The following is a 25,377-nucleotide window of genomic DNA, read 5'->3' on the forward strand; positions in this document are numbered from 1 at the left end:
CTAATGCGCTGTCACCAGCTTTTTCTCATGTTGGCCGATGGCGCTGAACAAACGCTCCTTCAGCTCGTGATCTGACAAATACATAAACTCTTCCATAAATGTTTTCAGCACCGTCCATTCGACATCGACCGCCTTGCCGATATGGATTTTTGGAAAGACCTGTTCAGCCAGCACTTCATTTTGATTGAGCAGTTCTTCATACATTTTTTCGCCAGGACGGATGCCGGTAAATTCGATTTTGATCTGATCTGTCGAATAACCTGACAGCTTTATGAGGTTTTTGGCGAGATCGACGATTTTCACAGGTTCGCCCATGTCGAGTACAAAAATTTGTCTTCCTTTGGCAAGCGCTCCAGCTTGAATAACAAGTCTTGAGGCCTCTGGGATCGTCATGAAGTAACGGGTCATATCCTGGTGTGTCACGGTTACCGGGCCGCCTTTTGCAATTTGCTTTTTGAAAATCGGAATGACGCTTCCCCTGCTGCCGAGCACATTGCCGAAGCGGACAGCAACAAATTTTGTCTTGCTTGTTTTGCCGAGATTCATAATCAGCATTTCCGCAAACCGCTTTGTCGCTCCCATAATATTGGCAGGATTGACCGCTTTGTCGGACGAAATGAGGACAAACGTTTCCACACCGGTTTCATCCGCGGCTTCGGCGACGTTTTGAGTGCCGAGAATATTGTTTTTGATCGCTTCTTTTGGGCACTTTTCCATTAACGGAACATGCTTGTGCGCAGCTGCATGATATATGACATTCGGTTTATAGCGCTCCATCAGCCGGAACATTTTCTCTCTGTCCTGAATGTCGGCAATCTCCGGATAATAGCTGACATTCTTTCCGAATCTTTCTGTCAGCTCAAGCAATATTGAATGAATGCTGTTTTCTCCGTGGCCGACTAAAATAATCGATTTCGGTTTGAATCTGCTGATCTGACGGCAGATTTCCGAACCGATCGAACCTCCGGCTCCAGTAACAAGAACGACGCGGTCCTTCACGGTATTGGAGATTTCGCTCGTGTCAAGCTGGACAGGCTCCCTTCCAAGCAGATCCTCCGCTTTAACGTCGCGAAGCTGGCCGACGGGGTGTCTGCCTAGCAACATCTCATCAATTTTCGGCATAACTTGGGTTTTTACACCTGTCTGTGCACAGGCTTTATACATTTCCTGCATTTGAGCGACGCTTAAGGACGGAATGGCAATGATGATCATGTCAATATTCCATTGCCGAACGGCCTGAGCGATTTGCTCTTTTCCGCCTAAAACGGGAAGCCCCATGATTTCAAGGCGATATTTTGTTTTGTCATCATCAATAAATGCGACAGGCTTAATATTCAATTCCGGCTTCTGCAGAAGCTGTTTCGCTGTCAGACTTCCGGCAGAGCCAGCCCCAATGATGAGCGCTCTGGCAGAGCCCTTGCTTCCCTTATTCACCTGTTCCCTGATGATCCGCCACATCATTCGCGATCCGCCGATCAGCAGCAATTGGAAAAGCCAGCTCAAACATAAAAGGCGGACAGGAACGGTTTGAAATAAAAACAGCTCAATGACCACCGTCACAAGATGGGACAATGTGATTGATTTTAATAAAACATACAATTCCCCAATGCTTGCATACTCCCACACCTTTTTATAAAGATGAAAACAATGGGCAAATAAATGCTGGGCGGCAAGCAGAATCAGTGAGGTCATCAACAGCATTTCCGAAGGATATAGATCATATGATGGCAAAATCAGCTGATACCCGATAAAAATAGACAGCAAAACCAAGTACGAATCGAGTGCGGTAATAATGGAAAGCCTTCTCCGATATGTCAATTTCCTACCTCCTAATGTATCTTTCTAGCTGATAGGATCTTTCAGGCAAAATCCCATCAGCTAAAAAGATACCGACGATTTTTAAATCTGAATTAGAAAGTACATACAATAAAAATGGGCATTTAACCCGTCCTCACGCCCCGCCATCGACGACTTGCATCTAAGGCAGCTAAAAAAACTGCCCACAGTAGAGCCGAGTGCCTCCGTTGGTAAAGGTAAGGAGGCATCACCTTAGCAGCAGCGCCGCTAAAAGCAAAATTCATCATTACATTGTTGCATAATTATATTGACGTGTTTTCTTCACTTTCCGTCCGTTTAAGACAGCTCCAAGCAGTTCGCTTTTTGAAGAGTTCAGTGCATCGCGCGATTTAATCGCGTTATCCAGCTTTGTTTTTCCGCTTAAGATGACAAGGATGCTTCCATCTACTTGATTCGCCAAAATTTGTGCGTCGGCCACCGGCAAAAGCGGCGGAGAATCAAGGAGGACTAAGTCATATTGTCTGTATGCTTCCGCAAACAGATCCTCCATCGCCTGAGACGACAAGAGCTCCGACGGATTTGGCGGAATCGGGCCGCTTGTCAGCACATGGAGATTTTCCGCCTGGCTTTGCTGAACGACATGTTCGAGGCTCGACTTTTTCATCAGCACATTCGTCACCCCTGAATGGTTATCCAGCTCAAAGATCTTATGGATGGTCGGCTTTCTTAAATCTGCATCAATCAGAAGAACCCTTTTCTCCTGCTGCGAAAACACGATCGCCAAGTTAGAAGCCGAGAATGATTTCCCTTCTCCCGGAAGGCCCGAAGTGATGAGCAATGATCTGAACGGCTTTGCAAAAGAAGAAAACTCAATATTCGTCCTGATCGTCCGATACTGTTCGACAATCGGTGCATTAGGCTGATGCAAAGCAACAAGCGATGACTGATATTTGTGAGAGCGTTTTTTTCTAATACCCAAGCGGCTCACTCCTCCCCGGTTTCACGCGAACATTCATATCATCATCTCCGCGGAACCGGCTTTTTTTGTGTTTCAATTGTTCAATGCTTCCCAAGTAAATGAACCCCGCCTCCTTTTCGACTTGAGACGGCCTTGCAACCGTATCGTCGATAAAATCAAGGAAGAAAGCCAAGGCGATTCCAGTCATCAATGCGGCGCCGAACGCCAGCAGCATATTCATCTTGTAATTCGGCCTGACCGGGACCGGCGAATCGGCGATTTCAGCCTTTGAGAGAACAGTTACACGATCGGTGTTCATAATCTTTTTAATCTCTTTTTTGAGAACAGCCGTTAAAGTGTTCGCTATATCGGCCGCTGTCTTCTGATTTCCATCCTGAACTGTTATGTTAATGATCTCTGACTCGCTTTCGGTGCTTGTTGCAATTTTTTCGCTTAAGCTGCCCGCGGAATACGGCAAATGAAGCTCTTGCTTAACTTGCTCAAGGATCACCGGGTTTTTCAATAGCGCCTGAAATGTCCTCGTGTATTGAAGATTGATTTGAATATCGCTGAAAGTGGCACTCCCCTTTTTCTCGCTGACTAAAATCTGTGTCGAAGCCTGATAGACAGGTGTCAGCACAAAGTACTGAACGATTCCGCAAGCCAATGTTGAACTTATTGTTAAAAAAAGAATGAGAACGGTTCTCTTTCTCAGTATCGCAACCAATTCTCTAAAATTTATGTTTTCCTTCATGCTTGACTGCCTCCTCAGGAATGCCGTTTGTTAATGATTGGATTATAAAAGAAATAATTTGAATTGAAAAATGCTGAAATTAGCTATATAGTTCTTTTTAGAGAACAAATCCGTTCGTTTTCTTTTGTTTTCTGTCGATATCTTAAATTTTTGAATTTTATAAAGAACAAATTATTTCTTATAATGAACAAGAAAGCGTTTTAAAATGAATGGCTAGGGGAAGGGGAGGAATGAGTATGATCGGGAAAGTCATCCGAATGTACCGCAAGAGAAAAGGCTACTCCATTAACCAGCTTGCGGATATAGCAGGCGTGTCAAAATCTTATTTAAGCAAAATTGAACGCGGGGTTCACAGAAACCCTTCTGTCGAATTTCTTAAAAAAATCTCCCGGGCTTTGAAAGTAGATTTAAAAGAGCTGTTTGATACCGAAGTCATCCTTTATCGGCGAGCCGAACATGAGGATGAATGGAGAACGCATTTGGTGCAGGCCGTACAAGCGGGCATGAATCAGGAAGAACTGTTTCAATTTACACACCGCCTCAAACAGAAAAAGAAAGAGCGGCGCCTTTATCGAAGCAGGGAGCTTACACAAGCCAACATCGACGAATGGAGATCGCTCATGCTTGAAGCGAAAGAAATGGGGCTGACAATTCAGGAAGTAGAAGATTTTTTGAAGAGAACAAGAAGCCATTAAGTTGTACCGCACTCATTCATAAAACGATAACGGAGACCTTTTGACTTTAACCATTCATCCAGAACCTTCTATACAGACGCTCTAAATCACGCTGAAATCAGCCGGTATGAATCCGGCGAAAATTCCGAATAATCATATTAATAAACAGCAAGTCCAACGAATGACATATGTCTTTGGCTCCGTTTTCACCAGTTTGTCTTATTTATCACACATACTGATTCATGGCTTTAGTCCAATCTGTGGTTAAAGACTTTTTGCTTATGTTTATATATAAATGAAGAAACTCGGATCAATGGCCTTTAACACATTCCTCTTTCATAAGAAACCCTCTGTCTTCGGTATATAAAGTGACCTTTGTCATCGGCATGATTTCCTTGAACGAGAGATTGAGCCCTTAGTGCATTTTTGTTGAACCCATTGCCGCGAATCGATTAAAATGAATAAAACTGAAAGCAGGTGATGAATAGATGAAAGTATTAGTGATGGTATTTCATCCGAATATGGAGGAGTCTGTCGTCAACAAAGCATTCGCAAAAAAAGTGAACGACGAACCGTATGTCACATTCAGAGATATGTACAAGGAATATCCGGACGAGGCTATTGATGTGGAAAAAGAACAGCGCCTCCTGGAAGAGCACGACCGGATCGTGTTTCAATTTCCGCTTTATTGGTACAGCTCGCCACCGCTTTTAAAGAAATGGCTGGACCACGTTCTTCTCTATGGCTGGGCTTACGGGACAAACGGCACCGCGCTTCACGGCAAGGAATTCATGGTGGCAATTTCCGCCGGAGCTCTTGAAGAAGCCTATCAGGCAGGCGGCTCCAATCATTATTCAATCAGCGAATTGCTAAAGCCTTTTCAGGCCACAAGCAACTTTATCGGTACTACATACCTTCCGCCATATGTCTTTTATCAGGCCGGTTCGACTGAAGAAAGCGTACTTGCTGAAGGTGCGGAACAATACAGGGAACATATTTTCAAGTCTTTTAAATAAAAAAAAGCCCGGCTCTGATGAGTCGGGTTTTTAGATTGTTGACAAAACCCTAAAACGGTTTAAAGTTTTAGGATTTTGTCATCCTTACATACGCGGGAAGGGGTTCAAGCTTAATGCTCTGTTTTTCCAGTAATAAAACGGGATCATCTGAATACTTGGCAAATGAAGGCGATGCGCAAACCACTTTCAGCAAATGAACCAATCTTCTTTCACTTTTCTTTGCGGTGACTACTGTTTTGGAGCAAGCTCAGCGGCAGATCGCAAAGCGGCGATCATGCTTCTTTCATCCGCTTTATTCTGTCCGGCGATATCAAAAGCGGTGCCATGGTCAACTGATGTGCGGATCACGCCGCCGTTCAGCCCCACCGTAATGTTGACGCCTTCTTCCAGGCCGAGGACTTTTATTGGAATATGTCCTTGATCATGGTAGCAGGCAACGACAAGATCAACATCCCCCCGTGCGGCTTTGTAAAACAAAGTGTCCGCCGGATGAGGACCGCTCGCCTCGATGCCTTCAGCTGCCGCCTGTTCAATACCTGGAACCAATTGGTTATCTTCTTCCCCATTTCCAAATAATCCGTTTTCACCGGCATGGGGATTAATTCCGCAAACCGCGATTCTTGGACGTTTGAACCCGGCTCTTGTCAATGTATCATGGGCAAGCCGGATGACTTTATAGGTCCGCTCAGGGGTAATCGATTGAATCGCTTCGATCAGCCCTTGATGGGTGGTCAGATGAATCACTTTCAGCTTTGGCGATGAAAGCATCATGCTATAGTCAGATGTATTTGTCAGATGAGCGAGAATTTCTGTATGCCCCGGGTATTGATGCCCGCCTTTATGCAGCGCTTCTTTATTTAAAGGAGCTGTGCAAATCGCTTGGATAAGGCCTGCCCGGGCAAGTTCAACCGCTTTTTTCAGAAATTGAAAAGCGGCATTTCCCGCCTCTGGCGATACCTTCCCAAAAGGCAGATTGTCAGGCAGCAGATCGATATCAAGACAATCGATTTTTTCATGTATAAAGCTGCATTCTTCCACATGGCCAACCTTGTTGATAACTGCCTGCGATCCGGTTTGGGCGGCAGCTTTTTCAAGCATTTTCATATCGCCGATAACAAGCGGCCTGCATATGTCGTACACTTCGCGGGACTTGAGCGCCTTTACAATGATTTCAGGACCGACGCCTGCCGCGTCGCCCATCGTAATACCGATGATCGGTTTTTCCATTTTTTAACCTCCTTGAAGCTTGATTGCTGCATTGGTGATCGCTGAGCGGGAACCAAAATTTCCGGCCTTTGTGACAATGTACAGATCCTCACCGGCTGTTCCCAGCGGGATGCCCGGCTCCACTTCGTCCAATAGCCGGATTTCGCGGATCTGAAGCTGGTGCAGCACTTGATAGGCTGTATCACCTCCCGTTAAAAACAGTCGTTTCACGGCAAGTTCTTGAATCAATTCACCTGCCAGTTCTCCAAGCGCGGCAGAAACCGCATCACTTGTTTGAATGGAAGTCAGCCCCCGTTTTCTTCCGATCTCTCTCGTCTCTATTAAGTTATCTGAAGAACAGAGGACGATATTTTTAGAGTGGCGCCAGGCTTCCGCTGCTCTTTCCTTTAGACGTTTGAACTCTTTTCTTTTCGCAGCCCCGCCGATCAACACGCTCTCTGACATCATTTCCACTTTTTCCGCCATATCAGCGGCGAAAAGCTCGCAAAGCTGCATTCTTCCTGTTTGGCTCACGCTTCCGGCGACAAACAGGACCGGAAGGCTGTCAGGCGGAACATTTTGATTGAGCGGCCTTTCTTTCAGATTAAAAGCTTTGGGTAGACAGCTCATTAATCCCGCCGATCCCGCCAAAATCATGGAATATGGCAAATCAACGTGCATAAACGCCAGGCGTTCAAGATCAGATTCATAGACTGAATCAGCCGTCACATAAGTCATTCCCCCGGCCCGAAAGTCATCCAGTTTTTTTCGCAAATGCCCGCTTCCTTTGCGAATATCTTCATAAGTCAAATGGCCGCACTTCCGTCCGGTCTGCTTTTCTATTAATCTTTGAATATTTGATTCTGTGACAGGTGTTTTCGGATCATTCGCTGCTTCGGTTTTATGCAGCTCTGTGCCGTTCACATAGTGAATGCCGCCAATCACTTGGCGTCCGTTTTTAGGATAACCCGGGGCGATCACGACAAAGTCCGGGCGAAACACTTCATACATCGCATTAAGCTCAGCTCCGATATTTCCCCGCATCGTGCTGTCGATTTTCTTATACACCACATCAAAGCTTGTTTGAGAAATTTGCTTGCTGATTTTTTTGACTGCCGTCTCAGCACGAGCCGCAGGCATCGATCTGCTGTCCGTATTGAAAATAACGGCGTCGCTTGTTTGCCGTTCAGTGCATTCTTCAGCTTCTATTTTGACAGAAACGTTCAAGCCATAATGAACAAGCTGGCCGCCGCAGTCGCTCGCCCCAGTCAAGTCATCTGCGATAATTGCAATTTTCACATTGTTCATCCTTTAATCTATGAGTTTTTGATAGATGCCTTTTATATCATTCAGAGCAAGCGCTTTTGGATTGTTATTCAATAAGCGCGTCACTTTGGATGCAGAGTTCGCCAATTCATCTAAATCATGTTCCGCTACTCCGTATTTTTTTAAATCCTGCGGAATGTTCAAAGCTTGAGTCCATTCTTTGATTTGATCATTAACAGCGCGCGACGCCTGTTCTGCGGTCATATTCGCAGCAGCAATTCCCATTGGTTCAGCCGCCAATGACAGCCGTTCTGCAATGGCATCCATATTGAACTCCATCACATGCGGAAGAAGCATTGAATTGGCGACTCCGTGCGGAATGTTGTATTTTCCGCCAAGCGGATAGGCCAGGGCGTGAACTGCGGCCGTTCCTGCGGCTGTCAGCGCCATGCCTCCATAAGCCGAACCAAGCAGCATGTCCTCTCTCGCTTTGATTGATGAACCATTTTCATATGCTTCAACAATGCTTCTTGAAATCAGCCTGATTGATTCTAAAGCGAACATATCGCTGATCGGATTTGCTTTATTGGAAATGAACGATTCAAGGGAATGGGTGAATGCGTCCATTCCGGTGGCCGCTGTAATCGGTTTTGGCAGTCCAAGGGTGATGACAGGGTCAAGAATGACAAGCTTCGGCAGCAGAAACGGACTGACGATGCCGACCTTCAGTTCTTGTTCGGGAAGCGTAACAATCGCGTTTGGCGTTACCTCTGCGCCTGTTCCCGAGGTGCTTGGGATTAATACGGCCGGTATTCCGGGCTTTTCGACCAGATTGGTGCCGAGCAGTTCCTCAATTTGTTTTGAATTCGTATGCAGCACAGACAAAATTTTTGTCCCGTCAAGAACGCTGCCGCCGCCTATGCCGATGAGCATGTCATATTGCTTTTCGCGAATGTCCGCAAACACTTCTGCGATATTTTGAGCGGTAGGCTCAGGTAAAATGTCTGTGCAAACATCTGACCGCATGCCAAGTTCAGTAAGCTGTGCCTGAACATCGCTGATCGTTCCAAGTTTGACGATCGAGGGCTGGGTGATGATCAGCACATGATCAGCCTTCAATCCCGAAGCTTTTACGTGGTGTCCCAAGCGGCTGATCGAATGTGGGCCTGCCACGATGTGATCGGCTGTGCGAAATTGATAATTCGCCATCATTCTCGAAACCTCCTTATTTTGATTGATAGTAAGCAACCATTTTCTCGACTTCGCGCAGAGCATCGCCCATTAATTCGCCTGCGGGCGCTTTTGGCGGGCCCACAGGCACCCTATAAAGCTCAACCGCTTTTTTCAAGGCCGCCGGGATCGTAGCAAGGCCAAATGTATCGCGAAGCGGCTGAAGCTCCCTCTGGGCAGCCTTCGCCTTTTCCGTCTCGCCGTCCAGCCAATATTGATAGATAGACACTACGATTTCCGGAAGCATATTCGCCGTCGCTGCGACAGCGCCTGTTCCGCCTGCCTGAAGGGTTTTTAAGATAAGTGAATCCGTGCCTGCCAATACTGCAAAGTCTTCATTTTTCGTATGCTCGATATACTGTTGGATGTTTTCAAATTTTCCGCTGCTGTCTTTAATGCCAACGATATTGTCCACTTTTGCAAGCTCAGCCACCGTCTCAGCTTCTAAATGAAAACCGGTTTTTGAAGGAATATGATATAGCAGAACCGGCAGAGAAACGGATGCTGCGATTGTTTTATAATGGGCCGCCGCTTCTTCCTGTGTCGGCGGGATAAAGAACGGGGTGATGATAGACAACGCATCAGCGCCGAGGCGCTCCATTTCTTTAGAAAGCTCGATCACTTCTTCTGTGCTGTTTCCTCCGCTTCCAACCATGACAGGAACGCGTCCGGCAGTTTCTTGAATGATGATCTCTGCAACCTTCAACTTGTCTTCCTTGTTGAACAAATGAAATTCTCCATTTGTGCCCAGTGCAAAAAGTCCATGTACATTAGCGTCGATCAAATGATTTGTCAGCTGTTTCAGCGCCGTTTCATTAATGTCTTGATCTTTCGTCAACGGTGTCAGCATCGCGGGATAAATCCCCTTTGGTAAAAAACCCATGTTTGCCTCCCCTTCCCGTAAAGCGTTTTCAAAATTGATTATATACATAAACGTTTCATTTATCAACAATATAAACATAAATATCGTTCGATAATTGTTGCATATTAAAACAAAAAATAAAACACCCGGGGTTAGCGGGTGTTTTTTCAAATGGCTATTTCAGTTTTCTCCAAAGCGTCGTTCTGTTAATTCCCAGCCTTTCTGCTGTTCTTGTTTGATTCTTGCCCTCTTCCGTATATACTTTTTGAATGATCCGTTTCTCAATTTCTTCAAGTGTTCCGGATAAATCAATTTCTCCTTTTCCATCATCCTCCAAACGATTCAGAACCCGCTCGACATCAGCCTTCTCAATATATGCTCCCTTCGCTTCAAGCACGCAGGTTCGGACTGTTCTTCTTAATTGATTGAGATTGTCCGGCCATTTCGCCTCTTCAAGATTTGCACGCGCATCGCTTCGAAAACCGACAATTTGTTTTCCGAATGTCTCATTGCTTTCTGCAATAAACTGATAGGCCAAATGCCAAATGTCTTCTTTTCTTTCAGACAGCCGCGGAACATGTAATTCCAAATGACAAAGGGCATCATATAATTCTGCTGAAAATTTATCCTCGGCAGCAAGAAGGTTCACATTGCGGGATGAAGATAATATCAGCCTGAACTCGTTCAATGGCCCGTTGATTCGCCTCAGCAGGAGTTGTTGAGCCCTTTGCGGCATGCGGTCGATTTGCGTGATGTACAGCGTGCCCGTTCCTGAGAAGATGTCTTCGCTTTCGCATACATGCTCCCATTCTTTGTCGGACAGCAAGCCGGCATCGATCTTTTTAAACGGCTCATGCTTGTTTGAACTTTTCATATGGATCAGGCGAGCCAAATGTTCTTTCCCTGTCCCGGGAGCCCCGTTGATCCATACAGGCTCCCGCCTTGATGCATACCTTTCTGCATTTTGCAAAACCCGCTGCATTTTTTCGCTCTTTGAAGTTTCCATATAACCTGCCCGCAAAGGCTGCTGGTGAGGAAATTGAATGGTTACGCCCGGTACAGCCGAAAGGGTAATATCAGCTGATTTTTCTGCCGTAAACACGGTTAATGCCTCACCGGATACAAAGACCCTCCGCCCTGTCATTGTCCATGTCTGCTTCTGCTCCCGAAATCTGTACTGAATTTCTCCCTTTTTTTCCGCCTCACCGATCAATTCTTTTATATTTTGAAGAGGGCCGATATGTTCAGCAAACACGTTGTTCTGAAAAACCGGCCGTAACTTTTCGTTATATACCGCATAGCCGGTCTCATCCTGTTGTAAGATGTGGTAAGGCACTGCATATTTATGTTTGATCTTATTTAAAAAAGAATACAGCTTTTTAGCATATAAAAAGGCTTTGGCAATGCTTTCTTTTCCAGAAGTCAAAAGAAGTCCGTTTAATCCGAGCCGCTCTGCTTTTTCAATTGTGATCACATCGCCGATGATGACCTGATAATCCTGTTTCTTAAGCTGAATAAGCATAGGCTCGACATCGCTTTCAGCTGATACTGTATATGTATCCATGCTGATATCCAAAATTTCACAAACAGCTGATGCACCGTCTGATATCAGCGGAAATCCGACAATCGCCGTTTTCCCCGGGTATCCCTTGGCAAGCGTAAGCACCCGCAAAATATCATATCCCGACACCTCTATATCGACGACAGGGATCGAAACCTCATGCTGGATCAGTTCTGCGGTTCCTCCCCTGCTGATGATCATATCGGTTCCGTTGGCCTCCGCTTCTTTTGCCAGCTCCACACCCCTCTGCAAATCCCCTGAAACTGCTTGAAATTCAAAATCCTCGTGTTCTGCTAATTGAATCATCAACTCTTTTAATCCTTCATAAGGAGCAATCGCCATCACTTTCATGTTTTATCACCTTTTGTTGCAATTTTAAACACATTATCACTATACCAAATAGCAGAAATATTTGGAAGCAGCAAAGAAAAAAAGTGAAAACAAAAAGGCCTCCATTACGAAAGCCATTCTTCTCCCCACCGGGCCATCTCTTTAAAAACGCTTCGGAAAGCTTCTCCCTTTTCTGTTAAAGTGACGGGAAATCATTCCGTTTTCTTCAAGATGCCTTAATGTGTCCATTAATCCTTTTGTGTTGACGTTTCCCAAGTTCTTCTGAGCTCGTTGAATCGCCGCTTGCCTTTGGTGAGTACGGCCAGAACCGAAAATGACCATTACCAAGACAAAATCAGAAAAAACTTTCGATTCCCGATGAATTTTGGAAAAATATCATGATGTAAGGATGAACGCTTTTTCATGCTCCGAAATAACGGATGTTTTCCAGCTCCCCCGGCGGGATCTCGTAGAAATCGCATTGCTTCAGAAAGGTTTCCATACAGACTATGGAATCATATGAAAAAGAGTCTTTTCGCTCATTATTGATTGCTAATGCAAAAAAATGTATGACAAAAGGGGAACTTAGACCAGTTGAGCTCCATTGCCATAATGTACTAGAATAATGGTAATTCAATATCGTCGGGATTGTTACTGTTCATCAGGCAAGACCTAAAATGTGTGAAGGGCAAAGTCTATCTTTTGCCGTGCATGACCTTACACATTTTAGGTCTTTTTTCTGTTCTTATAGGACAATGTCAGAAACCGTCAGCAATCCTGCGGATAGGGGTGATGTTTGGCCAAAGTTCATTTTTTAGACATATGCACACGATGATGAAATGAAAAAAGGGAGGAATTTCGATGAACATCAAAAACATTGCCAAAAAAGCGACAGCCTTTACCGTTGCAACAGCTCTACTGGCAGGAGGCGCGTCACAAGCCTTTGCAAAAGAGACGAAAGATTACAAAAAAAGCTACGGATTTTCCCACATTACAAGACATGACATGCTGAAAATTCCTGAGCAGCAAAAGAGTGAACAATTTAAAGTTCCTCAATTCGATGCAAAAACCATCCAAAACATCCCTTCAGCAAAAGGTTATGACAGTTCAGGAAAGCTGATCGATTTAGATGTGTGGGACAGCTGGCCGCTGCAAAATGCCGATGGGACTGTCGCTACATACAACGGCTATCACCTTGTTTTCGCTTTGGCGGGTGACCCGAAAGACGTCGATGACACATCCATTTACTTGTTCTATCAAAAGAAAGGCGATACATCAATCGACAGCTGGAAAAATGCCGGCAGAGTGTTTAAGAACAGCGATAAATTCGTTCCCAACGATCCGTACCTTAAACATCAAACTCAGGAATGGTCAGGTTCTGCAACACTAACCACAGACGGAAAAGTCCGGTTGTTTTACACGGCTTTCTCTGGCACGCAATACGGCAAACAAACTTTGACAACGGCGCAAGTGAATTTTTCTCAGCCGAATTCCGACACTCTCAAAATTGAAGGTGTGGAAGACTACAAATCCGTTTTTGACGGTGCGGACGGTACAGTGTACCAAAACGTTCAGCAATTTATTGACGAAGGAAACTACAGCTCAGGCGACAACCATACGCTGAGAGACCCTCATTATGTTGAAGACCGCGGCCATAAATATCTCGTTTTTGAAGCCAATACAGGAACAAAAACCGGCTATCAAGGAGAAGATTCTCTATATAACAGAGCTTACTATGGCAAAAGCAAAAAATTCTTCAGGCAAGAAAGCAGCAAGCTGCTGCAAGGAGAGAATAAAAAGAATGCTTCTTTAGCTAACGGCGCACTAGGAATCATTGAATTAAATGATGATTACACATTGAAAAAAGCCATGAAGCCATTGATTACCTCCAATACGGTAACAGATGAAATCGAACGCGCCAATCTATTTAAAATGAATGGCAAATGGTATCTGTTCACAGATTCAAGGGGATCAAAAATGACGATCGACGGCATCGGTTCAAAGGACATTTATATGCTCGGTTATGTATCAGGTTCACTAACCGGACCATTCAAGCCTTTAAACAAATCCGGACTCGTTTTGCACATGGATCAAGATTACAATGACATCACATTTACTTATTCACACTTTGCCGTACCGCAAGAAAAAGGCAATAAAGTCGTCATCACAAGCTATATCACAAACAGAGGTATTTCGAACGAGCATCACGCTACGTTTGCGCCAAGCTTTTTGCTGAAGGTCAAAGGATCAAAAACATCCGTTGTCAAAAACAGCATTCTTGAACAAGGTCAACTAACGGTGAATGAATAAATCTCAAAAAGGAAAATGCCGGTGAACATCGGCATTTTCTTTTCGTATGTCATCTAAGAGAATAAAGCGGGGAATTTGCTTGGAGAAGACAGTATATAAGCGAATAGGCATTTTAATCGTTTGTCTAGGGATATTCATGGTGATATTGCTTACAGCCCGGCAGACGGAAAAAAAGGGAGAATCCCCAGTCATGCCGGAATATCGGGCGGCATTCCATTTGACAACACCTGACAAATGGAAAAATGACCCTCAGAAGCCTGTATATTTTAATGGAGAATATCATTATTATTATCTCTATAACCGTGACTACCCGGACGGCAATGGAACAGAGTGGCGCCACGCGGTATCAGATGATCTCGTGCACTGGAAAGATAAAGGCGTTGCCATACCGAAATATACAAACAAAAACGGTGATCCATGGTCCGGGTCGGTCGTTGTCGATTCGCAAAACACAGCCGGCTTCGGCAAAGGGGCGATCGTAGCGATTCTGACCCAGCCATCGGCTAATGACGGGAAAGAAGAACAATTTTTATGGTACAGCAAAAACGGCGGAAAAACATTTAAGCCTTACAGCGATGAGCCGGTCTTGCCCAATCCGGGAACGGCGGATTTCAGAGATCCGAAAGTGATTTGGGATGAACAGGATGATAAATGGGTGATGGTACTGGCGGAAGGAACAAAAATCGGCTTTTATGAATCTCAAAATCTAAAGGAATGGCGCTATACAGGGGAATTTCAAACGCAAAATATCGGCATTGTCGAATGTCCGGATCTTTTTATGATGCGGACGGATGACGGAGCATATAAATGGGTTCTCGGCACAAGCGCCAATGGCAAAGGGATCGGCAAACCGAATACTTATGCCTATTGGACAGGCAGCTTCAACGGCGATCAGTTTACTGCAGACGAAGATGAACCCCAGTGGCTTGATTACGGATTTGACTGGTATGCCGGCGTAACGTTTGAGGATGGCAGGAAGGCCGATCCATACGGCAAACGCTATGCTTTGGCATGGATGAATAACTGGGATTATTCAAACCATACGCCGACATGGAAGGAAGGCTTTAACGGAACAGATTCAATCGTCCGTCAAATTCAACTAAAACATAAAGGCGAAGATACGTACAGTCTCGCCTCTCAGCCGATCGATCAATTGGATCAATTAACCTCCTCAACCGATGACTTTGAAAAGATAAAGGTGAATGGTTCAAAAACGCTTCATGTCAAAGGAGATACTTATCAGCTCGAGACGGATATATCATGGTCTGATCTCACAAATACGGGATTGAGGCTCAGGGAATCGGCAGATCGCAAGCGCCATATCGATGCAGGCATTTTTGTTGAAGGCGGATACTCTTATGTCAATAGAGGGTCCACTGGACAGCCCGACAGCACCCGCACTTGCATTGAAAGCAAAGCGCCCTTTGACCCCAGCCAAAAAAAGGTTCATTTAACGATCATCGTAGACAAAAATACGATTGAAGTCTTTATTGATGACGGCCAAACGGCACATTCAAATCTCGCATTTCCGAATTTAAATGATACGGGAATTACACTCTTTGCTGAAAACGGGACGGCCGTCTTTGAACATCTGAAGATTAAACATTTTCGTTCAGTCCGTGAATAGAGAAACAGGTGTCTGTTGAGACACCTGTTTTTTATAATAAGCCTGCAGCTGCGGAAAAAACAGGCTTCCTTTTCTTTTTCATCTACTGACGAGCACGATGAAAAAGATTTAAATATATGAATTACAATCTGAGTGCGCTGCAACAACTTTGTTGAATTGGGCGTAATTGACTAAAGAAAAGAAGACAGCTTTGCCTTCCCTATTCAACCGATCATTTTAATTCTTGCCGATTCTCCTATTTATTCCTTTCTTTCGATGCAACGGCAGCCAGCAGCAGTCCCGTTCCAAGGCCTATCAGCAGCCCCGGCCCAGGCTGGCTGAACAGTATTCCGATGCCCAATCCAATCAGTAACCCTGAGGGAATAAAATAAGTGTATGTTTTACCCATAAAAATCTCGCTCCTCTTAGTATTTAATACTGATCACTTTCCTATTATGTATGCTCCTAGAGAGCCGAACGCAAAAAGGGTCAATATTAACATTTCTACTCTATGCTTTCATATTTTTAACAAAGACTCAACACATTTAGTAAAAATAGACTAAAAAGGTATAGAAATCTGTTAAAATAGTTTTTAAAATACATAAAATGAGGAATCGAATTGGAATCATACAAAAATTAGGCAACTTTTAAAAGAACATCAGCGTGAACATACTTTTGATAAGCAAAGTGAAGACGTTATTCTGAGAACCGAAAAACAGCTCCAAGTGAGATTTCCGAAAAGCTTCAGGTGGTTTTTAAAAACGTTTGGCGGCGATGGTCATGAGCTTGATTTAAACGGGTGTAACGATATATTAGAGAACCACAAATCGTTCAAGGCTTTTCACATTCCAAAAGGATATGTCATCATCCAGAATGTTGACGAGTACTGCTATTGCCTGGATACAGAAAACATGAAGGACGGAGAATGCCCCGTTGTCAATTGGAGCGCTTATGAAGAAGGAGTTTACCATACGGCAAATCACTTTTATCAATTTATTTTAGATGAAATTGAAAATGCAATCGAAAATGATTGGTTCGAAGTATAGAAATAGCAAAAAAGACAAGGACGGCAAATGCCAAATCCTTGTCTTGAGGACGCGCTCGGAGGACGTATAATATACCTCTGCAAAAACTATTATACAAGGATTTTCAATAATTCTTGTGCGAAATTTGCGCAAAAAATTTCAGAGGATTTTCCTGTATTACGGACAGCCGTATATCGAATTTTGTTATAATAAAATCACCAACACAAAAGGGACGAAGGAAAATGAGTATCAACAAAATCAGATCAGCTTTATACAAGTCGGTCAAGATTTTTGGGGATGTCAACGCGGTGAAAAATGGAACGATCGGAAAGCGTATAGCCCGCCGCACTGTCGGGAAAGCAACTAATGAATTATTAAGGAATTTATTTAAGTAGTCTATACTTGTGTTCTAAAAACAACAATGCCACCAATCATTAAATAGTGGCTGTTTCTTTACGTAATAAATGTAATGTTCTCGGCTTATCTTCTTCTTCCCAATCAACAAGCCCCTTTTTACGCAATCGGTCAAGAGGACCTTTTGTTGTACTTGAAGATTTTAAACCAACCCTTTCACCTATTTCCCTAACAGATGGCGGGAAACCTTTTTGTTTAGTTAGTTCGTCTATAGCTTCTAATATTTGTTCGGTTCTTTTCATAGTATCCCCCTCATTGGTTTGTTTTTCCTATGATAATTATACCGAACACTTGTTTCTTTTTTCTAGATAACAGGAACATACTTTCGTATATAATCATCTCAAGGAGATGAACACCATGAAAGTTGACAACTTGAAAGATCGGGGAACAATTAAATGGACAGCCATGATGCTGCCGGAGCACGTCAGCCTGCTTCGAGAGTTAGAAAACAACCATACCATATATAAACAACCGGCGTAAGTCTTTACATGAACAACTCTCCAGCAATACGCTGCCCCAATTTATCCACTTTGCCTTTTCGATCCTATTATGTTATCATTTATACAAATATTGTAAATTGGGGTTTTTTTATGTTAAAGAGGGTTTTTTTAGTGACAATGTCTATTATTTTATTAGTTTCAGTTGGAATTTCTTCAAACCAAGTAAAAGCTTCAAATCTCAATGAGAGTAATAATGAAGAAGTCGATTTAGAAAGCTTAGAACCAGTAACCCTTAAACATATCACAAACCTAGACGAAACTTTAACAAAATATAACTTGAAGAGATCTAACATTACTTCAACCTATTCTTTCAAAAATGAAGATACAGGTATAATCAATCTTTATGACGAAGAAAGTGACAATTACGTGAATTTTTATATAATGAACAACAAAATTGAATTCCAAAGTGTTCAAAAGAAATTAAATGATGGAAAAACTTTATTTAACTTATATACTAATGAGTTGGAACTAGTATTATCAGAAACTGCAAATTCAGATGGCGAACTTGAAAAGAAAATTACAATAGCAAAAAAACCAAACAGAGCAGCTCTAAAATGGGCTTGTATCTTTTCAAGCTATTTGGCTTGCATAAGTACCAGTATAGCAGCAGGTGCTGCAGGAGCCATAGTATCCGGACCATTTGGAGTTGCAACAGGATTTGTAGGGGGGAATGCTTGTAGATATGTTTTTCAAACATTAGTAGAGAAATATGGTGGAAAAAAAGCTGCTTGTAAAATATTCTCATGATCATGATATAGAAAGGTATCGATATGAATAAACAAAAAGATGGCTTATACGAAGTGTTCAAACACATGAGCATTATGGAATTAGTTTTTTTCATACCAGTTTCATTTTTATTCTTCTATCTCCCTGTAAATAACATTATGAGTATTATTTTAAACTTGTTTATAGTAATACTCACTGGAATAGGTCTTGCTACAGTATACAATTTTGTAAGAAAACAAATTTCCCAGAAAAAAAACATTAATTAAAAAGCATAAGTATAGGGTGAAATTTTTAAGCTTAGGAGTTATAAAAAAGTGTTTTTGGTTCACTTTTTGTTAAAGAGCAGGCATAACGCCTGCCCTTTTTGTTACTTCAATAGTGCCTCAATTTTCGCTTTCGTTTTTGGCCCGTAAATGCCATCAGCAGACATCATGTGCACCAGTTGGAACTCATTGATCACCGCTTCAGCCGATTCGATTAATTGTCGTTCTTTTAACGGCCTTCCTCTTTTTCTTTGCTTGAAAGTGTCCGGAGTATCCACCCTAAAAAGTTTCGTGTGCTGGATCGGTTATTGACGAATACTTCTGTTATATGAAAGACGGAGAATATCCCGTTGTCAATTGAATTGCTTATGAAGAAGGAGTTTGCCATACGGCGGATCACTTTTATTAATTTATTTTAGATAAATTGAATGATTGGTTCGAAGTATAGAAACAGCAAAAAAGACAAGGGCAGCAAATGCCAAACCCTTGTCTTGAGGACGCGCTCGGAGGGATTCGAACCCCCGGCAGACGTGGTACCGGAAACCACCGCTCTATCCAACTGAGCTACGAGCGCATAATATTATTTTTTAACGTCAGCAATTTATATTATAAGGGCTTATCTGCAAGAAGTCAATCACAATATCTTTAACAATCATTGCCGGATGGCTCCGCCCTCTACCCGTGCTTCCAAGGAAATCCCGATTTGCTTGAAGGATTTTTGCCGGATTGTTTGAATTTATTTCAAAGTGGGAAAAATAAAGTCCAGTATGTCTTTTGTTGAGGGCTGCTTTTTGTTTGACCTTTATTGACCAAAAATGTATGATTAAACTACATACTTACCTTTTAAGGTGAAGGAGGAGCATTATGAATTTAATACCTACAGTCATTGAACAGACGAATCGCGGGGAAAGAGCGTATGACATTTACTCACGCTTGTTGAAAGACCGGATCATTATGCTGGGATCAGCAATCGATGACAATGTTGCGAACTCCATCGTATCACAGCTTTTATTCTTAGAAGCTGAAGATCCTGAAAAAGATATCAGCATTTACATTAACAGCCCCGGCGGCTCCATTACAGCCGGTATGGCGATTTATGACACAATGCAGTTTATTAAGCCGCAAGTCTCTACGATTTGTACGGGAATGGCAGCATCTATGGGTGCGTTCCTTCTTGCAGCCGGCGAGAAAGGGAAACGCTATGCCCTTCCAAACAGTGAAGTCATGATTCACCAACCGCTGGGCGGAGCTCAAGGTCAAGCGACTGAAATTGAAATTGCGGCAAAACGCATTCTTTCATTACGCGACAAGCTGAACAAAATCCTTGCTGAGCGCACAGGACAGCCGCTTGAAGTGATTGAGCGCGATACTGACCGTGACAACTTCAAAACAGCTGAAGAAGCAAAAGAATACGGCTTGATTGATAAAGTGCTGACACGCAATATCGATGCACAGAAGTAATCAGGTAAAAGAGCTGCCGGATGTTCCGGCAGCTTCAGATTGTTGACAAAATCCTAAAACGGTTTAAAGTTTTAGGGTTTTGTCATCCTTTCAGCGTGATTGAAAACCTTTGCAGTCTAGGAAGGGCGAGCATCGGAGCGGAGCGAATGTTAGAATTCGTGAGCACCGACGCGCAGGGCCTGACAACGAATGCGAGGGTTTGTCGACACGCTGGAGCTGCCGGGTGTTCCGGCAGCTTTTTTTATGGGCCAAACGGGCTGTCATATTCCATCCGCTTTGCCGTTTGCCATGCTGTTTTTTCTCCGAGGAGCCGTTTTACGATGTGAAAAGACATATTAATGCCCGCTGAAATTCCGCCTGAAGTGACGATGTTTCCTTCATCAACAAATTTCACATCACGAATCACGTGTACTTCAGGGTATTCTTGCTCCAGCCTGTCATAGCTCGCCCAATGCGTCGTCGCGCTTTTTCCGTTCAGCAAGCCGGCTTCTGCCAACAGGAGGGCTCCCGTACATACGGATAGCAGGAGCTCCACGGAAGCGGCCTCTTTTTTGATCCAGCTGATCAGCCTCTCATTATGAATCTCGTGATTTCTCACCCCGGAACCGCCCGGAATGATTAAAATATCAAAACGCGGAGCATTATCGATCGAATAATCAGGGATGACGGTAAGGCCGTTACGCGCCGCTACTTGTCTGCCCGTCTCCGAAACCGTTTTGACGTCAAACGGACGATCTCCCCCGCCGTCCGCTCCAGCAGTCACTGAAAACACTTCAAACGGACCGGCGAAGTCAAGCACTTCCACCTCATCAAACAGCAGCAAGCCGACATTCCATTTCTTCTTCATCCGCTCTGCCCCCAGTTCCTTATGTAATCAAATCAATTAAAACCCTTTATAAATCCTTCCACTTTTTCTCTAACACCGGATAATGATAATCATTCATCTTCCCGATCAATTCATCAGGACTTTCGGAAGCGTGAATCAGCTGAAGGTGTGAGTCGTTTGAAAAGCCTTCTTGAACGCTGTACTTCAGCATTTGCATAAGCGGGTCAAAATAGCCGTTCACATTGTAGAGTCCAATCGGTTTCTGGTGGATGCCGATTTGCGCCCAGCAAAGCACCTCAAACAGTTCTTCAAATGTGCCGAATCCGCCCGGCATCGCGATAAAGCCATCGGCCAATTCGCTCATTTTCGCTTTGCGCTCATGCATGCCGCTCACTTCAATCAGCTCTGTCAATTGTTGATGGACAATTTCCCCTTTAAAAAGGCCTTTCGGCATCACACCGATGACTTCTCCGCCATGTTCCAGGACGGTATCCGCAATCACGCCCATTAATCCCATTCTTGATCCTCCGTATACAAGACTCAGCCCTTTTTCAGCAATATAAGCCCCAAGCTCCCCCGCTTTTTTTCTGTATTCCGGATTCGTTCCCATGTTTGATCCTGAGTATACGCATACCGTTTTCATCCCGTTCACTCCAACTCAATATATTGATTAAAACAATTAACATTGTACTATATATTGTTTGTTCCGTGTGAGATAATATAATAGAATTTTTCGAATGGGAGTGTTTTATGATGTTAACAAATGCGGAACAATGGACAAAAGCATTTTATCAAAAAAGAGGGTGGAGCGAATACGGACCTTTCATCCGCATGGGTTTTCTAATGGAGGAGACAGGTGAACTGGCAAGGGCTGTTAGGACATATGAAATCGGGAGAGACCGTCCGGACGAAGCGAAGCGGCCCGCGTCTGAATTAAAACAGGAGCTTGTCGAAGAAATGGGCGATGTCATGGGAAATTTGATCATGCTCGCTAAAATTTATAACGTTTCTTTGGAAGAAATAATGGAATCCCATCGCAAAAAATTGACGGAAAGATTCGCGGGTCAGCATGAAGATTGTTGACCGCCTTTACGGAGAAGCTGATCTGGAACCTGTCTTAAGAGATTTAATCGGCTCAGGAAGCGTTCAGCGGCTAAAAGCAATCCACCAGGGCGGAGCGGGCTTTCTCGTCCATCCTGTATGGAACATCAGCCGCTATGAACACAGCGCCGGCGTCATGCTTTTGATTCGAAAGCTTGGCGGAAGCCTAAAGGAGCAAATAGCCGGCTTGCTTCATGATGTCTCACACACCGCCTTTTCACATGTTGCTGACGATGTGTTTCAGATGGAAGATGAGGATTATCATGAGCGCGTTTTTGAAAACTGGGTCAGAAACTCTGATATACCGGATATTCTTCATACATATGGATTCACCAGCGAAGATATTTTATATGACGTCCAAAAATGGACATTGCTCGAACAGCCCGCTCCGGCTTTATGTGCAGACCGCATCGATTACACGCTTCGCGACTCCTTTGCATACGGGTTTGCAGATCAAGAGGACATTAGGTCATTTTTACGGACAGGGCTGACCGTTTTTGAAGGGGAAATTTGCTGCACTTCCGCGGAACACGCTGAATGGTTCGCTCGCCTTTATTATAAAGAAGTCGTTGATTTTTTTATGGACCCCCTCAATGTATATGCGCTCTTTACACTCAGCCAAATGCTGAGGGAGGCCCTTGATACGGATTTGATCAGCAAACAGGATTTTTTCAAAACGGACGGGGAACTGCTTGCGATCTTGAAGCAAAGAACCTCCTTTAGGGACAAGCTTGAAAAACTCAGCACGGCGAAACGGCGCATCAAAACAGGAGACAAAGACGATTTCACGATTCATAAAACATTAAAGTTAAGATGGATCGATCCAAAAGTCGTCGCTAACGGCTCTAAAGTTCCCGCCTCCGCCCTGTCAGAAAACGTCCGCTTGATGAAAGAGCAGGCGGTTGCCGCAATGAAAAAAGGAGTATATGTAAAAGCGGCCGAATAAAAACCGCCAGTTTCGGAGTACCCGAAACTGGCGGTTTCATTTGCTACGTCACATCAAATATTTGCTCAGGCCTGTCAACAAAATGCTTTTTGCCAATCTTATGAAACAGCCCGGTTTTATGAAGCAGCTCGCGAGGCTGCGGCTGAAGGCCGACGATCATGACTTTGCCGTTTTGCTGGTGAACACGATTGACAATCGTCATCAGACTGCCTTCTGCTGAAGAATCCATATAGTCTACTTTATTCATCATCAAAATTAATAGTTTTGGCGGATGCTGTTTATCCAAAATCGAATCCTCTAATGAATTTGACGAACCAAAGAACAGCGGACCTTCAACAGTATAGATGCTGACTGAACGGTGAAATTTCTTTTCTTCCGCTGAAGCCGCCGCCTGAACAATCGATTCTGACGCATCTTTCTTAATCCGGAACGATTGGCTCATTCTGGCGATAAAGGTGATGATCGCCAGCAGAATCCCGGCGGCTACGCCAAATACAAGATCTTGCCATACCGTTAAGAGGAAGGTGACGACAAGGACGACCGAGTCTGAATTTTTAATTTTCAAAATATTAATGAACTCTTTCCGCTCACTCATATTCCAAGCGACAATCATCAAAATCGGCGCCATGCTCGCAAGCGGAATAAGAGAAGCATATGGCGCAAACAGCAGCAGAACCAATAATACAAACAAGCCATGGACGACTCCTGAAACAGGAGAAGCAGCGCCCGTCTTAATGTTTGTCGCCGTCCGGGCAATCGCGCCGGTCGCCGGAATCCCGCCGAACAGCGGCGCTGCCATGTTTGCAATGCCTTGTCCAACCAGCTCTTTATTGCTGTCATGCCTTGTGCCTTTCATATTATCGGCCACCATCGCGGAAAGCAATGACTCAACCCCTCCGAGCATTGCAATCGCCAGCGCCGGAGGAAGCAGGTACACGATCTTTTCAAATGACAATTCCGGAAACTGAAAGCTTGGCAAACTGCGCGGGATTTCTCCGTATGCAGAGCCGATCGTTACCACATGTTCAGGAAACAGCATGGCCGCCATTACCGTCGATACTAAAAGACCGGCCAGTGCTCCAGGGACTTTCGGCAAAACCTTCGGTGTGAGCAGCACGAAGAAGAGTGATACGACAGCTGTCAATATGCTGTAAAAGCTGAGGGAATCTAAGTTGATGACGATCTCCCTCATATTCATATAGAAGCTTTCATGCTTCTCAACATCTTTTAAACCTAAAAACTTTGCGATTTCTCCGGTGAAAATGATCACCGCTATCCCAGCCGTAAACCCGATAATGACGGGACGGGGAATAAACTTTATTATTTTTCCGAGCTTGAAAAGCCCTAATATAACCAATATCGCTCCAGCCATAAAGCCGGCAATTAGCAGATTTTCAAATCCATATTGCAGCACGATTCCGAACAAAATCGGCACAAAGGCGCCAGTAGGCCCGCCAATCTGGTATTTTGATCCTCCAAGAAGAGAAATTAAAATACCGGCGACGATCACGGTATAAAGACCGTGCTCCGGCTTAACACCTGACGCAATGGCAAAAGCCATGCCAAGCGGAATGGCGACTATACCTACGACCATCCCAGCAACAATATCTTTTTGAAACCGTTTAAAATTATACCCTTCAAATCTGCCTGAAAAACGTAGCATTCATCTAATCCTCCCCATCATGACCATCCCATTTCCGGAAGTGAAATATCTTCCTGAGAATAACCATTTTCTACAACATCCAAACGGCCGGTCTTTGGATCGATCACCAATCCATGCACGGGAACATCTGACGGCATCAACGGATGATTCCGCACCATTTTGACACTGTGGCTGACACTGTCTTCAACACTGTCAAAGCCCGTCATCCAAGAATGCAAATCAATGCCGGAATTTGTCAGCAGTTCAAGGCAGTCATCTTCCACTCCCCGCTGTTTGGCCTTTTGAAGGATAGATGAAGCGTTTAGACTCGCCATGCCGCACTCATGATGGCCGATGACACAAACTTCCTCTGCTTGCAGTTCATAGACGGCCACAAGAATGCTGCGCATCACGCTTCCAAAAGGATGAGAAACAACGGCCCCCGCATTCTTGATTATTTTTGCGTCTCCATTTTTTAAACCCATGGCATGATGAAGCAGCTCTAACAAACGAGTGTCCATACATGTCAAAATCACAAGTTTTTTCTCAGGAAATTTTGTCGTTTCGTAAAACTCGTACCCCTTTTCCTCTACAAAAGACTGATTGTGCTTCAAAATGGAAGATAAATTAGCCATTTTTCTCTCACTCCTTTTCATAGTCATATGAACTTGATATTGTTACAGACGCATTATAGCACATGGATTTCGCGTTTGGATTTGATTCAAAAAATTCACTGAAAATGTACTGAAAATTTAAAAAAATCCTTTTTTATATCTTTCTAAAATAATAAAATTTACACTTTTCTTCACCTATAAAAACACAATTGGAAATGAATTAGGATATCAAATATTTGGATTTATAGTCATAATCATGTATTAAAATAAATAAAAAAAGTTCAATAAC

26 protein-coding genes, 1 tRNA gene and 2 pseudogenes are annotated in these 25,377 nt (G+C 43.8%); 12 read left to right on the plus strand and 17 right to left on the minus strand.

Annotated features, from left to right (window positions below):
- The 3 genes from BTA30_RS08965 to BTA30_RS08975 all read right to left on the minus strand — a co-directional run bounded on the left by BTA30_RS08965 (position 1) and on the right by BTA30_RS08975 (position 3,509).
- Positions 1-1,818: a polysaccharide biosynthesis protein gene (locus tag BTA30_RS08965; RefSeq protein WP_076760894.1), complete on the minus strand. Its 1,818-nt coding sequence runs from the start codon at positions 1,816-1,818 to the stop codon at positions 1-3.
- A 265-nt stretch (positions 1,819-2,083) separates the two neighbouring features.
- The gene (locus tag BTA30_RS08970) at positions 2,084-2,776 is read right to left on the minus strand and encodes a CpsD/CapB family tyrosine-protein kinase (protein WP_076760895.1); all 693 of its coding nucleotides are present in this window, start codon (positions 2,774-2,776) and stop codon (positions 2,084-2,086) included.
- Positions 2,766-3,509 (minus strand): YveK family protein, encoded by a 744-nt coding sequence (locus BTA30_RS08975; protein WP_076760896.1) that lies wholly within the window; start codon positions 3,507-3,509, stop codon positions 2,766-2,768. The genes BTA30_RS08970 and BTA30_RS08975 overlap by 11 nt, the downstream gene beginning before the upstream one ends.
- 236 nt (positions 3,510-3,745) lie before the next feature.
- Between BTA30_RS08975 and slrR the strand changes: the two genes are divergently transcribed.
- Together slrR and BTA30_RS08985 are read left to right on the plus strand one after the other, a co-directional pair.
- Positions 3,746-4,204: an HTH-type transcriptional regulator SlrR gene (gene slrR, locus BTA30_RS08980; protein ID WP_076760897.1), complete on the plus strand. Its 459-nt coding sequence runs from the start codon at positions 3,746-3,748 to the stop codon at positions 4,202-4,204.
- A gap of 467 nt (positions 4,205-4,671) precedes the next feature.
- Positions 4,672-5,199 (plus strand): NAD(P)H-dependent oxidoreductase, encoded by a 528-nt coding sequence (locus BTA30_RS08985; protein WP_076760898.1) that lies wholly within the window; start codon positions 4,672-4,674, stop codon positions 5,197-5,199.
- A gap of 228 nt (positions 5,200-5,427) precedes the next feature.
- On the opposite strand, the gene pdxA is transcribed toward BTA30_RS08985, so the two are convergent.
- The 6 genes from pdxA to BTA30_RS24315 all read right to left on the minus strand — a co-directional run bounded on the left by pdxA (position 5,428) and on the right by BTA30_RS24315 (position 11,980).
- Positions 5,428-6,426, minus strand: coding sequence for a 4-hydroxythreonine-4-phosphate dehydrogenase PdxA (gene pdxA / locus BTA30_RS08990; RefSeq protein ID WP_076760899.1), 999 nt, complete (start codon positions 6,424-6,426; stop codon positions 5,428-5,430).
- 3 nt (positions 6,427-6,429) lie between these two features.
- Positions 6,430-7,713 (minus strand): four-carbon acid sugar kinase family protein, encoded by a 1,284-nt coding sequence (locus BTA30_RS08995; protein WP_076760900.1) that lies wholly within the window; start codon positions 7,711-7,713, stop codon positions 6,430-6,432.
- Between the two features lie 3 nt (positions 7,714-7,716).
- Positions 7,717-8,883, minus strand: a complete 1,167-nt coding sequence (locus tag BTA30_RS09000; protein ID WP_076760901.1) for an iron-containing alcohol dehydrogenase — start codon at positions 8,881-8,883, stop codon at positions 7,717-7,719.
- A 13-nt stretch (positions 8,884-8,896) separates the two neighbouring features.
- Positions 8,897-9,784: a 4-hydroxy-tetrahydrodipicolinate synthase gene (dapA, locus tag BTA30_RS09005; RefSeq protein WP_076760902.1), complete on the minus strand. Its 888-nt coding sequence runs from the start codon at positions 9,782-9,784 to the stop codon at positions 8,897-8,899.
- Positions 9,785-9,938: 154 nt separating this feature from the next.
- A complete protein-coding gene (locus tag BTA30_RS09010; RefSeq protein WP_076760903.1) occupies positions 9,939-11,675 on the minus strand; it encodes a PrpR N-terminal domain-containing protein in 1,737 nt (578 codons plus the stop codon).
- A 227-nt stretch (positions 11,676-11,902) separates the two neighbouring features.
- Positions 11,903-11,980, minus strand: a complete 78-nt coding sequence (locus BTA30_RS24315) for a hypothetical protein (RefSeq protein WP_326140113.1) — start codon at positions 11,978-11,980, stop codon at positions 11,903-11,905.
- A 535-nt stretch (positions 11,981-12,515) separates the two neighbouring features.
- Here BTA30_RS24315 and BTA30_RS09020 point away from each other — a divergent pair.
- Together BTA30_RS09020 and BTA30_RS09025 are read left to right on the plus strand one after the other, a co-directional pair.
- Positions 12,516-13,964 carry a glycoside hydrolase family 68 protein gene (locus BTA30_RS09020; RefSeq protein ID WP_076760905.1) on the plus strand — a complete coding sequence of 483 codons (1,449 nt, stop codon included), beginning with the start codon at positions 12,516-12,518 and terminating at the stop codon, positions 13,962-13,964.
- Positions 13,965-14,043: 79 nt separating this feature from the next.
- Entirely contained in the window at positions 14,044-15,591 is a 1,548-nt protein-coding gene (locus BTA30_RS09025; protein ID WP_076760906.1) for a glycoside hydrolase family 32 protein, read from the plus strand.
- Positions 15,592-15,826: 235 nt separating this feature from the next.
- On the opposite strand, the gene BTA30_RS23360 is transcribed toward BTA30_RS09025, so the two are convergent.
- Complete coding sequence (locus tag BTA30_RS23360; RefSeq protein WP_164470224.1) at positions 15,827-15,979, minus strand: hypothetical protein; 153 nt, start codon at positions 15,977-15,979, stop codon at positions 15,827-15,829.
- Between the two features lie 226 nt (positions 15,980-16,205).
- Here BTA30_RS23360 and BTA30_RS09030 point away from each other — a divergent pair, with 226 nt between their 5' ends.
- The gene (locus BTA30_RS09030) at positions 16,206-16,616 is read left to right on the plus strand and encodes an SMI1/KNR4 family protein (protein ID WP_076760907.1); all 411 of its coding nucleotides are present in this window, start codon (positions 16,206-16,208) and stop codon (positions 16,614-16,616) included.
- 221 nt (positions 16,617-16,837) lie between these two features.
- Positions 16,838-16,990 (plus strand): hypothetical protein, encoded by a 153-nt coding sequence (locus BTA30_RS23365; RefSeq protein ID WP_164470225.1) that lies wholly within the window; start codon positions 16,838-16,840, stop codon positions 16,988-16,990.
- Positions 16,991-17,029: 39 nt separating this feature from the next.
- Here BTA30_RS23365 and BTA30_RS09035 read toward each other — a convergent pair whose 3' ends face one another.
- Entirely contained in the window at positions 17,030-17,251 is a 222-nt protein-coding gene (locus BTA30_RS09035; protein WP_076760908.1) for a LexA family protein, read from the minus strand.
- A 115-nt stretch (positions 17,252-17,366) separates the two neighbouring features.
- Here BTA30_RS09035 and BTA30_RS23030 point away from each other — a divergent pair.
- The 3 genes and pseudogenes from BTA30_RS23030 to BTA30_RS24320 all read left to right on the plus strand — a co-directional run.
- Positions 17,367-17,483, plus strand: a pseudogene (locus BTA30_RS23030) (YolD-like family protein); the annotation flags it as partial.
- A gap of 137 nt (positions 17,484-17,620) precedes the next feature.
- Positions 17,621-18,256, plus strand: a complete 636-nt coding sequence (locus BTA30_RS09040; RefSeq protein WP_083697701.1) for a hypothetical protein — start codon at positions 17,621-17,623, stop codon at positions 18,254-18,256.
- A 23-nt stretch (positions 18,257-18,279) separates the two neighbouring features.
- Complete coding sequence (locus tag BTA30_RS24320; RefSeq protein ID WP_076760909.1) at positions 18,280-18,501, plus strand: DUF6007 family protein; 222 nt, start codon at positions 18,280-18,282, stop codon at positions 18,499-18,501.
- A 101-nt stretch (positions 18,502-18,602) separates the two neighbouring features.
- Here the strand turns inward: BTA30_RS24320 and BTA30_RS23790 are convergent.
- A pseudogene (locus BTA30_RS23790) lies at positions 18,603-18,692 on the minus strand (peptidoglycan-binding domain-containing protein); the annotation flags it as partial.
- Between the two features lie 304 nt (positions 18,693-18,996).
- Positions 18,997-19,072: transfer RNA gene (locus tag BTA30_RS09050), tRNA-Arg, on the minus strand.
- A 290-nt stretch (positions 19,073-19,362) separates the two neighbouring features.
- On the opposite strand from BTA30_RS09050, the gene clpP reads away from it, so the two are divergent.
- Positions 19,363-19,959 (plus strand): ATP-dependent Clp endopeptidase proteolytic subunit ClpP, encoded by a 597-nt coding sequence (gene clpP / locus BTA30_RS09055; RefSeq protein WP_003185550.1) that lies wholly within the window; start codon positions 19,363-19,365, stop codon positions 19,957-19,959.
- A 241-nt stretch (positions 19,960-20,200) separates the two neighbouring features.
- Here the strand turns inward: clpP and BTA30_RS09065 are convergent, their stop codons facing one another.
- Entirely contained in the window at positions 20,201-20,806 is a 606-nt protein-coding gene (locus BTA30_RS09065; RefSeq protein ID WP_076760911.1) for a DJ-1/PfpI family protein, read from the minus strand.
- Between the two features lie 46 nt (positions 20,807-20,852).
- Complete coding sequence (locus BTA30_RS09070) at positions 20,853-21,428, minus strand: LOG family protein (RefSeq protein WP_076760912.1); 576 nt, start codon at positions 21,426-21,428, stop codon at positions 20,853-20,855.
- A 107-nt stretch (positions 21,429-21,535) separates the two neighbouring features.
- On the opposite strand from BTA30_RS09070, the gene BTA30_RS09075 reads away from it, so the two are divergent.
- Together BTA30_RS09075 and BTA30_RS09080 are read left to right on the plus strand one after the other, a co-directional pair.
- Positions 21,536-21,868: a MazG nucleotide pyrophosphohydrolase domain-containing protein gene (locus tag BTA30_RS09075; RefSeq protein ID WP_076760913.1), complete on the plus strand. Its 333-nt coding sequence runs from the start codon at positions 21,536-21,538 to the stop codon at positions 21,866-21,868.
- Positions 21,855-22,832: an HD domain-containing protein gene (locus tag BTA30_RS09080; protein ID WP_076760914.1), complete on the plus strand. Its 978-nt coding sequence runs from the start codon at positions 21,855-21,857 to the stop codon at positions 22,830-22,832. The genes BTA30_RS09075 and BTA30_RS09080 overlap by 14 nt, the downstream gene beginning before the upstream one ends.
- A gap of 43 nt (positions 22,833-22,875) precedes the next feature.
- On the opposite strand, the gene BTA30_RS09085 is transcribed toward BTA30_RS09080, so the two are convergent.
- The gene (locus BTA30_RS09085; protein ID WP_076760915.1) at positions 22,876-24,495 is read right to left on the minus strand and encodes a SulP family inorganic anion transporter; all 1,620 of its coding nucleotides are present in this window, start codon (positions 24,493-24,495) and stop codon (positions 22,876-22,878) included.
- Between the two features lie 17 nt (positions 24,496-24,512).
- A complete protein-coding gene (locus tag BTA30_RS09090; RefSeq protein WP_192855990.1) occupies positions 24,513-25,130 on the minus strand; it encodes a beta-class carbonic anhydrase in 618 nt (205 codons plus the stop codon).
- Between the last annotated feature and the right edge of the window lie 247 nt (positions 25,131-25,377).

Origin of the sequence: Bacillus swezeyi, assembly GCF_001969815.1 — a bacterium.
GTDB classification, from domain to species: domain Bacteria; phylum Bacillota; class Bacilli; order Bacillales; family Bacillaceae; genus Bacillus; species Bacillus swezeyi.

What these genes read in the sequence shown, in the direction of transcription:
- slrR (WP_076760897.1), top strand. Translation starts at nt 3,746, where the DNA reads ATGATCGGGAAAGTCATCCGAATGTACCGCAAGAGAAAAGGCTACTCC.
- BTA30_RS09010 (WP_076760903.1), bottom strand. Translation starts at nt 11,675, where the DNA reads ATGAAAGTGATGGCGATTGCTCCTTATGAAGGATTAAAAGAGTTGATG.
- BTA30_RS09090 (WP_192855990.1), bottom strand. Translation starts at nt 25,130, where the DNA reads ATGAAAAGGAGTGAGAGAAAAATGGCTAATTTATCTTCCATTTTGAAG.
- BTA30_RS08975 (WP_076760896.1), bottom strand. Translation starts at nt 3,509, where the DNA reads ATGAAGGAAAACATAAATTTTAGAGAATTGGTTGCGATACTGAGAAAG.
- clpP (WP_003185550.1), top strand. Translation starts at nt 19,363, where the DNA reads ATGAATTTAATACCTACAGTCATTGAACAGACGAATCGCGGGGAAAGA.
- pdxA (WP_076760899.1), bottom strand. Translation starts at nt 6,426, where the DNA reads ATGGAAAAACCGATCATCGGTATTACGATGGGCGACGCGGCAGGCGTC.
- BTA30_RS09085 (WP_076760915.1), bottom strand. Translation starts at nt 24,495, where the DNA reads ATGCTACGTTTTTCAGGCAGATTTGAAGGGTATAATTTTAAACGGTTT.
- BTA30_RS09080 (WP_076760914.1), top strand. Translation starts at nt 21,855, where the DNA reads ATGAAGATTGTTGACCGCCTTTACGGAGAAGCTGATCTGGAACCTGTC.
- BTA30_RS23360 (WP_164470224.1), bottom strand. Translation starts at nt 15,979, where the DNA reads ATGGGTAAAACATACACTTATTTTATTCCCTCAGGGTTACTGATTGGA.
- BTA30_RS09075 (WP_076760913.1), top strand. Translation starts at nt 21,536, where the DNA reads ATGATGTTAACAAATGCGGAACAATGGACAAAAGCATTTTATCAAAAA.
- BTA30_RS23365 (WP_164470225.1), top strand. Translation starts at nt 16,838, where the DNA reads ATGAGTATCAACAAAATCAGATCAGCTTTATACAAGTCGGTCAAGATT.
- BTA30_RS08995 (WP_076760900.1), bottom strand. Translation starts at nt 7,713, where the DNA reads ATGAACAATGTGAAAATTGCAATTATCGCAGATGACTTGACTGGGGCG.
- BTA30_RS24320 (WP_076760909.1), top strand. Translation starts at nt 18,280, where the DNA reads ATGAATAAACAAAAAGATGGCTTATACGAAGTGTTCAAACACATGAGC.
- BTA30_RS09065 (WP_076760911.1), bottom strand. Translation starts at nt 20,806, where the DNA reads ATGAAGAAGAAATGGAATGTCGGCTTGCTGCTGTTTGATGAGGTGGAA.
- BTA30_RS09020 (WP_076760905.1), top strand. Translation starts at nt 12,516, where the DNA reads ATGAACATCAAAAACATTGCCAAAAAAGCGACAGCCTTTACCGTTGCA.
- BTA30_RS09035 (WP_076760908.1), bottom strand. Translation starts at nt 17,251, where the DNA reads ATGAAAAGAACCGAACAAATATTAGAAGCTATAGACGAACTAACTAAA.
- BTA30_RS09070 (WP_076760912.1), bottom strand. Translation starts at nt 21,428, where the DNA reads ATGAAAACGGTATGCGTATACTCAGGATCAAACATGGGAACGAATCCG.
- dapA (WP_076760902.1), bottom strand. Translation starts at nt 9,784, where the DNA reads ATGGGTTTTTTACCAAAGGGGATTTATCCCGCGATGCTGACACCGTTG.
- BTA30_RS08985 (WP_076760898.1), top strand. Translation starts at nt 4,672, where the DNA reads ATGAAAGTATTAGTGATGGTATTTCATCCGAATATGGAGGAGTCTGTC.
- BTA30_RS09000 (WP_076760901.1), bottom strand. Translation starts at nt 8,883, where the DNA reads ATGATGGCGAATTATCAATTTCGCACAGCCGATCACATCGTGGCAGGC.